Origin of the sequence: Caldimonas manganoxidans ATCC BAA-369 (genome assembly GCF_000381125.1) — a bacterium.
Classification (GTDB): Bacteria; Pseudomonadota; Gammaproteobacteria; order Burkholderiales; family Burkholderiaceae_C; genus Caldimonas; species Caldimonas manganoxidans.
Genome location: NZ_KB905958.1, coordinates 1 through 13,644, shown reverse-complemented (window position 1 = coordinate 13,644; position 13,644 = coordinate 1). Strand labels below are relative to the sequence as shown.

Below are 13,644 nucleotides of genomic sequence, written 5' to 3'. Positions count from 1 at the left end.
CGTGGGGGCAGAGGCAGCCTAGCGCGTCCGGGGCCCTTTAATATGCACGAGCTAGCATATTTGTTGCGACGAGGTGTCCATGACGTCGGTGCGCGTTTCGCTCCAATGGCAGTTCGGCCCCAACGACGGCGGCTTCGTGGCCGATCCGCTGCTGGCCTTGCTGGAGGCCGTGCAAGACGGTGGCGGCATTGCCCAGGCCGCGCGTGCGCTGGGCTGGTCTTACCGACATGCCTGGGGCCTGCTGCGCCAAGGCGAGGCGCTGCTGGGCCAGCCGTTGCTGCAGCGTGGGCGCGGCCGCGGCTCGCGGCTCACCGACATGGCCCGCCGTTTGATCTGGGCCCAAGCGCGCAGCAACGCGCGCCTGCAGCCGTTGTTGGAGTCGTTGGCCAGCGAGATCGAAGCGGACCTGGGCCGCAACGGCCACCGCGCACCGAGCATGCCGCGGCTGCAGGCCAGCCATGGCTTTGCGGTGGCGGCGTTGCGCGAGCTGCTGCTGGCGCGGCGCATCGAGCTGCAATGGCGCTATCGCAGCAGCCTGGAAGCCGTGGCCGCCCTGGCGCAAGGCGATTGCGACTTGGCCGGCTTCCATGTGCCCATGGGCGAGTTCCAGGCTGCGGCGGTGCAGCGTTACCGCCCCTGGCTGCAGCCGCAGCGGCACCGGCTGGTGCAGCTGGCCGTGCGCACCCAGGGCTTGTTCGTGGCGCGCGGCAATCCACACCGCATTGGCAGCCTGGCCGATGTGGCACGCCGTGGTTTGCGCTTCGTCAACCGCCCCGAAGGTTCGGGCACGCGGGTCCTGATCGACCTGCTGTTGCAGCGCGAAGGCATCGCCCCGGCCCAGCTCAGCGGACATGGCGATGCCGAGCTGACCCATGCCGCGGTGGCCGCCTATGTGGCCAGCGGCATGGCCGATGTGGGGCTGGGCGTCGAGACGGCCGCGCGACGCTTCGGGCTGGACTTCATTGCTTTGCTGAAGGAGCGCTACTTCTTCGCCATCCCGGTGCAAGCGCTGGAGGACGCGCGCCTGCGCCCCGTGCTGGAGGTGCTGGGCTCGGCAGGGTATCGCCGTCGCGTGGCCGCCTTGCCCGGCTATGACGCGGCCGAGACCGGGCGGGTGCTCACCGTGGAGGAAGCCTTCGGTTGAGTCTGGCCGGGCGGCTTCAGGGTCGCAGCACCGCCGCCCCCAGCACCCGGCCAGCACGCAGGTCGGCCAGGGCTTCGTTGGCCTGCGCCAGCGGATAGACCTGCACGTGCACCTGCGGCGGCGTTTGGCGCACGGCGCGCAGGTAGGCTTGGCCATCGGCCCGGGTGAGGTTGGCCACCGAGACGAGTTGACGCTCTTGCCATAGGTCTCGGTAGGGAAAGCCGGGGATGTCGCTCATTTGGATGCCGGCGCACACCACCCGGCCGCCCTTGCGCACGGCTCGCAAGGCCAACGGCACCAAAGCCCCCACCGGGGCGAACAGAATGGCCGCATCCAAGAGGTGCGGCGGGGGTTCCTCCGAGGCGCCGGCCCACACCGCGCCCAGGCGACGGGCGTGGGCTTGGGCGGCGGTGTCGCCGGCGCGGGTGAAGGCATAGACCTGCCATCCTTCGCTGCGGGCCAGCTGGACCAGCAAGTGGGCCGCCGCACCGAAGCCATACAGCCCGAGCCTTTGGCCTCGGCCGGCCCGGCGATAGGCTCGATAACCGATGAGCCCGGCACACAGCAGCGGAGCGGCATGCACGTCGTCCAGCGGCAGGTCGTCCAGGTCGAACACGTAGTCGGCCTCGGCCAGCACATGGGTGGCAAAGCCGCCGTCGCGCGTGCAACCGGTCCAGCCCGGGTGGTCGCACAGGTTTTCTTGCCCCGCTGCGCAGTAGTCGCAATGGCCGCAGGTGTGGCCTAGCCAGGGCACCCCGACGCGTTGGCCGAGCCGCCAGCCCCCCACGCCGGCTTGCACGAGCGGCCCCAGCGCCTCGATGCGGCCGACGATCTCATGGCCGGGCACCACCGGCGGCCGGGCGAAGGGCAGCTCGCCGTCGATCAAGTGCACATCGGTGCGGCAGACCGCGCAGGCCAGCACGCGCAGGCGCAACTGTCCGGGCCCTGGCTCGGGCACAGGGCGCTCCTCCATCTGCAAAGCCTGCCCGGCGGCCTGCCAGACCATGGCGCGCATCGAGGGCGTGGCATCCATCGGCGACCCCATGAGTGCTTGCTCGGCGGCTCAACGGACCCGCAGATGGCAGGCGTCGAGCCACTGCCCTTGGGCGCCGTAGAGCAGGTAGCTGCCATCGCCCAGATCGATCACGTGATGCACTGGCGGTCGCAGGCGTGCAGCATGGCGGCGGATCGACCCGGGGACTTGCGGCGCATCGATCGACAACACCCGTGGCCCCACCCAGTCTTCATGGAGCGCGGCAAAGCGCCCATCGGCCGTGCGCGTCAATGGCGCCGTGGCCTGGCCGGGGGTGGGCCGGGGCGCGCGCATGGCAGGGCGCCGCTGACGGGGTAACAGCAGGCCCAGCATCAGCCCGGACACCACGGCCCAAGGTTCGAGAAGCAAGGCGGCGGCCAAGGTCCCCAGTGTGATCCAGCCCAGTGTGCGCATGCCCACATGCTACGCCGAGATTGCGGCGTCTGGGGGGCAGGCTGGGGCGTGGCGCCGGTCATGCCGGTGCGAGAGCGCAACGCGCGGCTTCGCGGTGGATCCAGGTCAAGAACGCCTCCACGGGGGCGCGTCGCGCATGTCGGGCGGGATAGACGACGAAATGCGCCTTGACTCGCACGCAGCGATCCAGCCCGAACACCATGCGCAAACGACCTTCGCGCAAATGGGGTTGAGCCAGCACGGCGCTTTCCAGCGCCACCCCCAGGCCCAAGATGGCCGCCTCCATGGCCATTTGAGCGCGGTCGAAGCGCAAGGCAAAGCGCTGCGGCGCGCGCAAGCGGCTGTGTGCAGCGAACCAATCGCTCCATTGCACCACGCTGACATTGCTCTGGATGAGCGGGACGTCGAGCAATTGTTCGATGCGCTTGAGGCGGTGCGCCCGGATGAACGTCGGGCTGGCCATGGGGACGATGGGTTCTTCGAACAAGGGTTCCACCACCAGATCGCCCCAGTTTGGCACGCCGTAGCGGATGTCCAGATCGGCCTGCCCGAGCGCGAAATCGCTGTGCGTGTGGGCGGCCGATAAGTTGAGCGAAACCTCCGGGTGCGCCTGCGCGAAGGTGGGCAGCCGCGGCATCAGCCACAGCATGGCCAGGCTGGGCGTGCTGTGCACGTACAGGCTGTTGGACACCCCGTGCTGCACGTCATCGGTGGCCGAGGCAATGGCGGCCAAGGCGCCGGCCACGCGCGACAAATAGGACTCGCCGGCAGCGCTCAAGCGCACGCCGTGGGCGCTGCGTTCCAGCAGCCGCACGCCCAGTTGGGCCTCCAGACGCGCGATCTGATGGCTCACGGCCGAAGGGGTCAGATGCAACTCCATGGCCGCCAAGGCGAAGCTGCGCCGGCGGGCCACGGCCTCGAAGGCCTGAAGGGCGTGGATGGGCGGCAGGTGCGGCATCGGGGCTACCCCGGACGTTAGATGACGATTCGTCATCTTAGAGTGAAAAAACATCGCTTGTCTTCATTCACCGTCGCGGCCACCATGCGGCGGTGACCCGTGTTGGGTGCCGCAAGAGGCGCGCCGCAGTTGCTGCGGCCCCTTGCGTTCCATGTGAGGAGAGCATGAGCATGCTGCTGAAAGACAAAGTGGCCGTGATCACCGGTGCGGCCGGACCCAATGGCCTGGGCTTTGCCACCGCGCGGGCGATGGCCGAGCACGGCGCGCGTGTGGTGGTGGTCGATTTGGCGCGCGCCGAGCCGCAACGCGCGGCCGCGCACCTGGGGGAGGCCCACCTGGGGGTGGTGGCCGATGTGACGGACAAAGCCGCCTGCCAAGCCGCCGCGCAGGCCGTACTGGAGCGCTACGGGCGCATCGACATCCTGGTGAACAACGCCGGGATCACCCAACCGCGCAAGACCTTGGACATCAGCCCCGAGGACTATGACGCCGTGCTGGACGTGAACCTGCGCGGCACCTTGTACATGTCGCAGGCCGTCTTGCCGACGATGCGGGCGCAGCGCGGCGGTGCGATCGTTTGCATCTCCTCCGTCAGTGCTCAGCGTGGGGGCGGCATCTTGGGCGGGCCGCACTATTCGGCCGCCAAGGCCGGGGTGCTGGGCTTGGCGCGCGCGATGGCGCGCGAGTATGGGATCGAAGGCATTCGGGTCAACAGCGTCACGCCGGGGCTGATTGCCACCGACATCAACAAGGGGCTCATCCCCGACGACCGGATGAAGGGCATCTTGGAACAAATCCCGCTCAACCGCATCGGCGAGCCCAACGATGTGGCCGGCTGCGTGCTCTTTTTGGCCAGCGACTTGGCCAAGTACGTGACCGGCGTGACGCTCGACGTCAACGGAGGCATGTTGATTCACTGACGCCGCGCCGTGCAGGCGCGCCATCGTTCACCCGAGGAGACATACCATGCAACGCAAAACGTTTTTGAAAGCCACCCTCACCGCCGCGGTGCTGCTGGGCTGCGGCTGGGCGCAGGCGCAAAGCATCAAGCTGATGTTGGGTCACGGCGCAGCGCCGGGAAACCCGCGGCACGAGGCGGCGGTGAAGTTCGCCGAAGTGGCCAAAGCCAAATCCGGCGGGCGCATCGAGGTGCAGGTGGCGCCTTCGGCCCAGTTGGGTGATGACGCGGCCATGGTCACGGCGCTGCGCAGCGGCGCCTTGGATCTGAGCGCCAACTCGCAGGGGGCGGTGGCCAATGTCGTGCCCGAGTACGCGGCCTTTGGCATGCCGTTCTTGTTTGCCGATCTGCCGGCGGCTTGGAAGCTGCTGGACGGGCCCTTGGGTCAAGAGCTGGCCGACAAAAGCGCAGAGAAGGGCCTGATCGTGCTGGGCTATTGGGACAACGGCATCCGCCACATGACCAACAGCAAGCGCCCGATCACCAAGCCAGAAGACCTCAAGGGCTTGAAGATGCGCACCCCACCGGATGCGGTGACGGTGGACATCATGAAATCCCTGGGCGCCGAGCCCCAGCAGATCAAGTTCAGCGAGCTGTACGTGGCCTTGCAGCAAGGCGTGGTCGATGGGCAGGAAAACCCCTTGATGAACATCCATGCCAGCAAGCTCTACGAGGTGCAAAAGCACTTGGCGCTGACCGGGCACAAGTACGAGATGACGCCGTTCCTGATGAGCAAGCGCAGTTGGGATCGCTTGTCCGAAGCCGACCGCACGGTGTTGCGCCAAGCCGCCGCCGAGGCCACCGCGTTGCAGCGCCGCCTGTCGGCCGAGGCCGATGCCAAGCTGCTGGAGGACTTGAAGTCCAAGGGCGTGCAGGTCAGCACGGCCGATGCGGCAGCCTTCCAGCGCGCCACCGCGGCGGTGACGGAACAGTGGAGCAACGGTCCGATCGGGCCGTTCGTCAAGAAGGTCGTGGCCGCCGCGCGTGCGCACTGAGCCGCTCCAGGAGCCGTTGCGATGAACGCGGATGTCCAGGGCCGCACGTGGCTCGACCGTCTGGTCGATGGGGTGGGTGTGACGGTGTTGGCTGCTGCCACCGCCGTGATCTTCGTGATCCTGTGCGCCAACACCGTGTTGCGCTATCTGACCGGCAGCAGCTTGGCATGGGGCAATGAAGTGCCGGAGTTGCTGTTCCCTTGGCTGGTGATGGCCGGCATCGTGTTGGCTGCACGCCGAGGCGCGCACATCGCCACCGACTTTCTCACCCAGGTGCTACCGGCGCGGGGCTTGCGAGCACTGCGCTCTGGCGTGTGGCTGGCGGTGGCCGGGCTGCATGTCACGCTCGGGGTGGCCACATGGCAGTTGCTGCCCATCGTGCATGACGAACGCTCACCCATCCTGCGCGTGCCAGGGTCGGTCACCTACGCCTGCGTGATGGGCGGCTTGTGGCTGATGGCGCTTCTGGCGGTGCAATCGGCCTGGCAAGCCTGGGGCGGGCGCGCTGCAGCCGCTTCAGACGATGCTGCTGGAGCCGCGCGATGAGTCTGCTGATCCTGTGCGTGTTTTTGGCTGCGCTGGCGCTGGCCATGCCGATCGGTCATGCGCTGCTGGCCGCAGCCTTGGCAGCGGCGGCCAGCAATGAGCGCATACCACTGGACCTGCTGGTGCAGCAAATGGTGGCCCAGGTGCAGAGCTTTCCGCTCATCGCGATTCCCTTTTTCATGCTCACCGGCTCGCTGATGATGGGGGGCAAGCTGGGGCAGGCCTTGGTGGGCTTGTTGTCGGCCTTGGTGGGGCGTTGGCACGGCGGGCCGGCGCAAGTCAGCGTGCTGTCGTCCACGGTGTTCGGGGGGGTTTCTGGTTCGGCGGTGGCCGATGCCACGGCCATTGGCGCTTTGCTGCTGCCGTGGCAGCGTCGGCTGGGCTATCCGCCGGCGTTTTCCGCGGCCGCGTTGGCCTCGTCGGCCACCATCAGCATCCTCATCCCGCCTTCGATCCCGCTCATCCTGTATGCCGTGACGGCCAATGCCTCGATCGCCACGCTGTTTCTGGCTGGCGTGTTGCCGGGGCTGCTGTTGGCCGGCGGGTTCTTGGCCGTGTGCTGGTGGGCAGGCAAGCGCCGCGGGCTGCCCCGCGGTGAAGCGGCAGCCTCCTTGGGACAAGTGCGGCGCGACTTGGTGTACTCGATCCCGGCCCTGCTGTTGCCGGTGTTGATCGTGGTGCTGTTGCGCTTTGGCTTTGCCACGCCGACCGAGGTGGCGGTGCTGTCCACGCTGTACGCCGCGGTGGTGTCGTCCGTGATCTACCGCGATCTGAGCTGGCGGCGTTTGCTGGAGGCCGTCATCGAAGCCGGTGTCACCAGTGGCGTGGTGCTGTTCGTGATCATGGCCTCGGCAGCCATTGGATGGTTGTTGACCTTCGACCAGATGCCGCAGCACTTTGCCCAATGGGTGCAAAGCCACGTCACGGCGGCGTGGGCCGTGGTGGCGCTGATGAACGTGTTGATGCTATTTCTGGGCATGTTCATCGATTTGCCAGCGGCGGTGTTGCTGCTGACTCCGGTGTTTCTGCCGCTGGCGCAAAGCATCGGCATGGACCCCATCCAACTGGGCGTGATGATGGTGGTCAATTTGGCCATCGGTTTGTACACGCCGCCGATGGGCACCACGCTGTTCATCACCAGCGCCATGGCGCGCGCGGGCATTGCACAGACCGTGCGCGAGCTGGCGCCGTTCTACCTCGTGGCTTTCGTGGTGCTGGTTCTCGTCTCGTATGTGCCGGCCAGCATCTTGAAGTGATTCATCGTTCGTGGAGATCCAAGCATGACCGTTGAGGACGCGCGTTTGCGCGAATTGGCTGCCGCGGCTTGGCGCATCCGTCGCTATGCGCTGCGCATGGGTGAAGTGCAAGGCCAAGGCTATGTGGGCCAGGCGCTGGGCTGGGCCGATGTGTTGGCCGTGGCGTACCGACATGCGTTGCGGTTGCGTCCCGATGACCCGCATTGGGAGGGGCGCGACCGCTTCTTGCTCTCGCATGGGCACTATGCGATTGCGCACTATGCCGCGCTGATCGAGGCGGGCATCTTGCCCGAAAGCGAGCTGGAGACCTACGGCAGCGACGACAGCCGCCTGCCGATGTCGGGCATGGCGACCTACACCCCTGGCATGGAGATCTCCGGTGGCTCGCTCGGGCAGGGCTTGGCCATCGGCGTGGGCATGGCGCTGGCCTTACGGCACCGCGGCAACCCGGCCTGTGTCTATGTGTCGATGAGCGACGGCGAGCTCGACGAAGGCGCGGTGTGGGAGGCGGCGATGAGCGCCAGCCACTGGCGGCTCGATCACTTGATCTGCTTGGTCGATCTCAACAATCAGCAGGCCGACGGGCCTTCCACGCAGGTGCTCAATTTCGAGCCTTTGGTGGACAAGTGGCGTGCGTTTGGCTGGCATGTGCAGCGCATCGATGGCAACGACTTGGCCCAGGTGCTGCAGGCCTTCGACACCGCGCGCCATTGGCCGCAGCCCCAGCCGCGCGTGATCCTGTGCGACACCCTCATGGGCAAGGGGGTGCCGTTCCTGGAGCAGCGCGACAAGAACCATTTCATCCGGGTCGATCCGCCCGAATGGCAGCAAGCTTTGGACATCCTCGATCAGACCGCCCCCGAAGGAGCGCGCGCATGAACACCGCCACCGAGCGTCCTCGATTGAAAACCTCGGCGATGATCGCCTCGATTGCGGCCGAAGGGCAGCGCGTGCGCGCCGCCCCGTTCGGCAAGGCCTTGGTGGAGCTGGCCCTTCAACGCCCAGAGGTCGTGGGCCTGACGGCCGATCTGGCCAAGTACACCGATTTGCATCTCTTGGCGCAGGCCCATCCCGAGCGCTATTTCCAGATGGGCATGGCCGAGCAATTGCTGCTGGCCGCCGCCGGCGGCATGGCCAAAGAGGGCTTGCTGCCCTTTGCCACCACCTATGCGGTGTTCGCCACCCGGCGGGCTTACGACTTCATCCATCAAGTGATCGCCGAGGAAAACCTCAACGTCAAAATCTGCTGTGCGCTGCCAGGGCTGACCACCGGCTACGGCCCGAGCCACCAGGCCACCGAGGATCTGGCCATGATGCGCGCCGTGCCGGGGCTGACGATCGTCGATCCGTGTGACGCGCTGGACATCGAGCAAGCCGTGCCGCAAATCGCCGCGCATCCGGGGCCGGTGTACATGCGACTGCTGCGCGGCAATGTGCCGCTGGTGCTCGACGAGATCGAGGGCTATCGCTTCGAGCTGGGCCGCGCCAAGTTGCTGCGCGATGGGCAGGATGTGCTGATCATCAGCAGCGGCTTGATGACCATGCGGGCGCTGGAAGTGGCGCAAGACTTGGCTGCCGACCGCATCGGCGTGGCCGTTTTGCACTGTCCGACCCTCAAACCCCTGGATGAGGCCGCCATCGTCGAGCAGGTGCGCTACAAGCACCGCTTGGTGGTCGTGGCCGAGAACCACAGCATCGTCGGCGGCCTGGGCGAGGCAGTGGCCAGCGTGCTGCTGCGCCATCGGGTGCAGCCGGCGCGTTTCGAGCTGGCCGGTCTGCCCGATGCGTTCCTGGATGCCGGTGCCTTGCCCACGCTGCACCAGCGCTACGGCATCAGCCGCGAGGCGCTGGGCGGGCGCATCCGTCGTTGGCTGGGCTGAGGGGGCGGGCCGTGAGGATCGATCCGACGCTGCGGCAACGCATGGCGCATGCGATCCGCATGCTGGCCATCGATGCCATCGTGCGCGCTGGTGAAGGCCATCAGGGCGTGCCCTTGGGCATGGCCGAGATCGCCACCGCGCTGTACACCCGGAGCTTGAAATTCGATGCGCAGGCGCCCGAGTGGCCCGACCGAGACCGCGTGGTGCTGTCCAACGGCCATGGCTCGATGCTGCTGTATGCCTTGCTGCATCTGACGGGCTATGCGGCCTTCGACATCGAGCAGCTGAAAACCTTCCGCGAATTGGGTTCGCACTGCGAAGGCCACCCCGAGCGCAACGTGGCCCATGGCATCGAGGTGACCACCGGCCCGTTGGGACAAGGCATTGCCAACGCCTTGGGCATGGCCGTGGCCGAAGCCTATTTGAACGCGCGCTTTGGCGATGCGCTGGTGAACCACCGCACGTGGGCCTTCGTCGGCGACGGCTGCTTGCAAGAAGGGGTGGGGCAGGAAATGATCCAACTGGCCGGGCACTGGCGGCTGGGCAAGCTCACCTTGCTGTGGGACGACAACGCCATCACCGATGATGGCAGCACTGCGTTGTCGATCAGCGAGAACGTGGCCGAGCGTTTTCGCGTGGCCGGCTGGCATGTGCAGGAGGTGGACGGCCACGACCTGGAGGCGCTCGATGCGGCCATGGCCGCGGTGTATGAGGACCCGCGGCCGTCCTTGATCGCGTGCAAAACCATCATTGCGCGCGGCTTGGCGCGGCTGCAAGGCCAGCGCGGCGGCCACAGTGCCAAGCTGTTCGAGCAGGATGCCGAGCAAGCGCGGCGTGACCTCGATTGGCCGCATCCGCCCTTCGTCGTGCCCGAGGACGTGCTGAGCGCTTGGCGCGAGGCCGGACAGCGCGGCCGCCAGGCACGTCGGGCATGGCAAGACCGTGTGCAAGCCTTGCCTGCGCGCGAGCGCGCCGAGTTCGAGCGCGTGCTGCAAGGCGGCCTGCGCGAGGGCTGGCGCGATGTGCTGCGACGCTACCGCCGCGAGGCGGTGCAGACCGCGCCCCAGTCCAGCGGCATCTTCATCTGCGCCGATCTGCACCAGCGGCTGACTCCGTTGATGCCGGAGCGCTTGATCGCTTGCGCCGACCTGGAAGCACCGATGGGGCACAAGCGGGACCAGGCGGCCTTCACTGCCGAGCATCGCGCGGGCACCTATTTGCATTGCGGAGTGCGCGAGCATGCGATGGGCGCCTTGGCCGTGGGCATGGCTGCGCATGGTGGCATCGTGCCGCTGGCGCTGACCTATCTGGCCTTCAGCGATTACGAGCGTCCGGCTTTGCGCATGGCGGCGCTGATGGGGCTGCCGGTGCATTTCGTCTTCAGTCACGACTCGATCGGCATCGGGCGCAATGGCCCCACCCACCAGCCGGTGGAAATGCTGGCCAGCCTGCGGGCCCTGCCTGGCATGTGGGTGATGCGGCCGGCCGATGCCGTGGAAGCCGCCGAATGCTGGGAAGCGGCGTTGCAGCGCCGCGATGGCCCGGTCAGCTGGATCTTTGCCCGCCAGAGCCTGCCGCATGTGCGCTCGGCGGACGATGGGATGGACAACCGCAGCGCCCGCGGGGCCTATGTGCTGCTGGAGGCCGAAGGCCCGCGGCAAGTGACCTTGCTGGCCACGGGCTCGGAAGTGGCGCTGGCGGTGCAGGCCCGCCAGCACTTGCAGGCCCAGGGCATCGGCACGGCGGTGGTGTCCATGCCGTGCTGGGAGTTGTTCGAACAACAGGACGAGGCCTACCAACGCGCCGTGCTGGGGCCTGGCACCGTGCGGGTGGGCTGCGAGGCGGCGGTGGACTTCGGCTGGTGCCGCTGGTTGGGCGAGCGCGGGCGCTTCGTGGGCATGCGCGGCTTCGGCGCCAGCGGGCCGGGACCTCGGCTGTACGAACACTTCGGCATCACGCCACAGCGCATCGTGCAAGAAGCGCTGGACGCGTTGCAGCAGGCCAGCACGCAGGGGAGATGATGCATCACATCGTGTTTTTGGATCGGGCCACCCTGGCGGCGCAAGTGCGCTTGCGCCGGCCGGGGTTCGAGCATGTGTGGATCGAGCACGAGCGCACCAGCGCCGACCAGGTGGTGCAGCGGCTGCAAGGCGCCACCATGGCCATCACCAACAAGGTGCCCATCACGGAAGACGCGCTGGCGCAACTGCCGCAGCTGCGCTTGGTGGCCGTGGCCGCTACCGGCACCGACTGTGTGGACCTGGCTGCCTGTGCGCGTCATGGCGTGAAGGTGTGCAACATCCGAGGCTATGCGGTGCATACCGTGCCGGAACACACCCTGGCGCTGATGCTGGCCTTGCGCCGCCGCTTGCTGGCCTACCGCGAGTCGGTGCTGGCCGGACGCTGGTGGGACAGTGGGCAGTTTTGCTTCCACGACCACCCGATCGCCGACCTGGCCGGCGCCACACTGGGCATCGTGGGCCGGGGCGAACTGGGGCGGCGAGTCGGGGAACTGGCGCAAGCCTTTGGCATGCAGGTGCTGTGGGCCGGCCGCAAAGGGGTCGCTCGGGTCGAGCCGCCTTACACCCCTTGGAACGAGGTGCTGCAGCGTTGCGATGTGCTCAGCCTGCATTGCCCCTTGACGCCCGAAACCCGCGGCTTGCTGGGCGAGGCCGAGTTTCATGCGATGCGGCGCCGCCCGCTCATCATCAACACCGCCCGCGGCGCGTTGATCGACGAGGCGGCCCTGGCGCGCGCCTTGGACCAGGGGCTCATCGGCGGGGCGGCGCTGGATGTGGCCCGTGTCGAGCCGCCGCCGCCCGATCACCCGCTGCTGCGCCTGGCCCAGCGGCCCGAGGTCTTGCTGACACCGCACGTGGCCTGGGCCTCGCTGCAAGCGCAACAGCGCTTGGCCGATCAGCTGACCGAGGTCCTGGAGGCCTTTGCCGCCGGGCGGCCGATGAACGAGGTCGGATCGAGCTGAGCGCATTCCTCCAACAAGGCTTCGGCATGGCAAGGGGCTGTCCTGACTCGGCCCCTGACGGGTGGAATTCTTGCCCCTCGTCGCCCAAGGGCCTGGCTCGAAGGCGTCCAGTTCGGCTTGTTCAAGGATCATCGCGCCCACGCGGGCTGAGACCGTCGGAAACGTTCGGCGCGGCATGTCGGTTAGCGTGGTGGCGTGCCGAATCGGTTGGCAAGGCCGCAGTGCCGTTGCGTTCAACCCAGGAGCCCCGATCATGTCTGATCCATCTGCTGCCGCTGATCCCGTTGCCGTGTTCGCCGAGCACATCGCGCCGCGCGCCAAACCGTCCAACTACCCGCAGCCCTTTGCCTCCCGCATGGCCGGGCGCACCAAGCGCGCGCTGGGTGAGGCGTTTGGTCTGAAGAACTTTGGCGTCAACCTGACCGAACTGGCGCCGGGCGCCATCTCGGCGCTGCGGCATTCGCATACCCGTCAGGATGAGTTTATTTACGTCTTGCAAGGGCATCCCACCCTGCGAACCAACGCCGGTGATACCCGGCTGTCTCCTGGCATGTGCGCGGGGTTTCGCGCGGGTAGCGGCGACGCGCATCATCTGCTGAATCAGACCGATGAGACCGTGGTTTACCTGGAAGTCGGTGACCGATCCGTCGGTGATGCGGTGAGCTATCCGGACGATGACCTGCAGGCCACGCTGGTGGATGGCCAGTGGGTGTTCACGCACAAGGACGGCCGACCGTACTGAGTCCACGCGCCAGTGCCATGGCGCCGGGTTCGGGGCGACGCTGGTTGGGGTTGAAGCACCCAGGGTTTTGCGGAGGCCCCAACACTGGGGCGTGGAGCCATGAAGAAGTTCGCCAAGTCGGCCCAACCAGCCGTGGGTCACGCACTTCACCTACGTCTCGACCTGGCAGGGCTGGATCTATGTGGCCTTCGTCATTGACGTGTTCAGCCGCCGCGTTGTGGGCTGGCGCCAGAGCAGTTCCATGCACGCCGACTTCGTGCTGGATGCGCTGGAGCAAGCGCTGTACGACCGCAAGCCTTCCGAGGACGACGTCCTGATTCATCATTCCGACAGGGGCTCGCAATACCTCTCGATTTGCTACAGCGAGCGCCTGGCCGGATCTGGGATCGAGCCCTCAGCGGGCTCCAGGGCGACAGCTATGACAACGTCCTGGCCGAGACCATCCAACGGCTTGTACAAAGCCGAGATCATCCACCGACATGGCCCGTGGAGAACCAAGCAGGCGGTCGAGCTGGCAACGCTGGAAGGGGCTCTTGGTGCAACACCATCGATTGATGGGGTCGCTGGGCAATGTTCTGCCTGCAGAGTTCTAGGGAAACGCTGATCAAGTCCTGCGCCTGGCAGTAGTCCGTCTTGTCGCCCTGGTGATGGGCGGCGATGATTACGGTCATGAAGCAGATGACCTTGGCAGCGGCGGCCGATGCGTCCGCGGGATTCGAGCGTTTTCGCAAGCCC

General features: G+C 67.1%; 13 protein-coding genes and 1 pseudogene. 11 read left to right on the top strand and 3 right to left on the bottom strand.

Annotated features, from left to right (window positions below):
* Positions 1-79 precede the first annotated feature (79 nt).
* The gene (locus F615_RS0113845) at positions 80-1,144 is read left to right on the top strand and encodes a substrate-binding domain-containing protein (RefSeq protein ID WP_019561778.1); all 1,065 of its coding nucleotides are present in this window, start codon (positions 80-82) and stop codon (positions 1,142-1,144) included.
* 16 nt (positions 1,145-1,160) lie between these two features.
* On the opposite strand, the gene F615_RS0113840 is transcribed toward F615_RS0113845, so the two are convergent.
* The 3 genes from F615_RS0113840 to F615_RS0113830 are packed head-to-tail and all read right to left on the bottom strand — an operon-like array spanning position 1,161 to position 3,549.
* Positions 1,161-2,189 (bottom strand): zinc-dependent alcohol dehydrogenase family protein, encoded by a 1,029-nt coding sequence (locus F615_RS0113840; RefSeq protein ID WP_245558370.1) that lies wholly within the window; start codon positions 2,187-2,189, stop codon positions 1,161-1,163.
* 18 nt (positions 2,190-2,207) lie between these two features.
* Entirely contained in the window at positions 2,208-2,591 is a 384-nt protein-coding gene (locus F615_RS0113835; protein ID WP_019561776.1) for a hypothetical protein, read from the bottom strand.
* Positions 2,592-2,649: 58 nt separating this feature from the next.
* Complete coding sequence (locus F615_RS0113830; RefSeq protein ID WP_019561775.1) at positions 2,650-3,549, bottom strand: LysR substrate-binding domain-containing protein; 900 nt, start codon at positions 3,547-3,549, stop codon at positions 2,650-2,652.
* 170 nt (positions 3,550-3,719) lie between these two features.
* Here F615_RS0113830 and F615_RS0113825 point away from each other — a divergent pair, with 170 nt between their 5' ends.
* The 10 genes and pseudogenes from F615_RS0113825 to F615_RS19250 form a co-directional block, all read left to right on the top strand.
* Positions 3,720-4,469: an SDR family NAD(P)-dependent oxidoreductase gene (locus tag F615_RS0113825; protein ID WP_026330324.1), complete on the top strand. Its 750-nt coding sequence runs from the start codon at positions 3,720-3,722 to the stop codon at positions 4,467-4,469.
* Positions 4,470-4,515: 46 nt separating this feature from the next.
* Positions 4,516-5,502: a TRAP transporter substrate-binding protein gene (locus tag F615_RS0113820; RefSeq protein WP_019561773.1), complete on the top strand. Its 987-nt coding sequence runs from the start codon at positions 4,516-4,518 to the stop codon at positions 5,500-5,502.
* A 21-nt stretch (positions 5,503-5,523) separates the two neighbouring features.
* Complete coding sequence (locus F615_RS0113815; RefSeq protein WP_019561772.1) at positions 5,524-6,048, top strand: TRAP transporter small permease; 525 nt, start codon at positions 5,524-5,526, stop codon at positions 6,046-6,048.
* Positions 6,045-7,304 (top strand): TRAP transporter large permease, encoded by a 1,260-nt coding sequence (locus F615_RS0113810; RefSeq protein ID WP_019561771.1) that lies wholly within the window; start codon positions 6,045-6,047, stop codon positions 7,302-7,304. The genes F615_RS0113815 and F615_RS0113810 overlap by 4 nt, the downstream gene beginning before the upstream one ends.
* A gap of 24 nt (positions 7,305-7,328) precedes the next feature.
* Positions 7,329-8,183, top strand: coding sequence for a transketolase (locus F615_RS0113805; RefSeq protein ID WP_019561770.1), 855 nt, complete (start codon positions 7,329-7,331; stop codon positions 8,181-8,183).
* Positions 8,180-9,184 carry a transketolase family protein gene (locus tag F615_RS0113800; protein ID WP_019561769.1) on the top strand — a complete coding sequence of 335 codons (1,005 nt, stop codon included), beginning with the start codon at positions 8,180-8,182 and terminating at the stop codon, positions 9,182-9,184. Before F615_RS0113805 ends, F615_RS0113800 begins: the two co-directional genes overlap by 4 nt.
* Before the next feature lie 41 nt (positions 9,185-9,225).
* Positions 9,226-11,205 (top strand): transketolase family protein, encoded by a 1,980-nt coding sequence (locus F615_RS0113795; protein ID WP_019561768.1) that lies wholly within the window; start codon positions 9,226-9,228, stop codon positions 11,203-11,205.
* Entirely contained in the window at positions 11,202-12,167 is a 966-nt protein-coding gene (locus F615_RS0113790; RefSeq protein ID WP_019561767.1) for an NAD(P)-dependent oxidoreductase, read from the top strand. The genes F615_RS0113795 and F615_RS0113790 overlap by 4 nt, the downstream gene beginning before the upstream one ends.
* A 253-nt stretch (positions 12,168-12,420) precedes the next feature.
* Entirely contained in the window at positions 12,421-12,909 is a 489-nt protein-coding gene (locus F615_RS0113785; RefSeq protein ID WP_019561766.1) for a cupin domain-containing protein, read from the top strand.
* 118 nt (positions 12,910-13,027) lie between these two features.
* Positions 13,028-13,502, top strand: a pseudogene (locus F615_RS19250) (DDE-type integrase/transposase/recombinase); the annotation flags it as partial.
* Positions 13,503-13,644 lie beyond the last annotated feature (142 nt).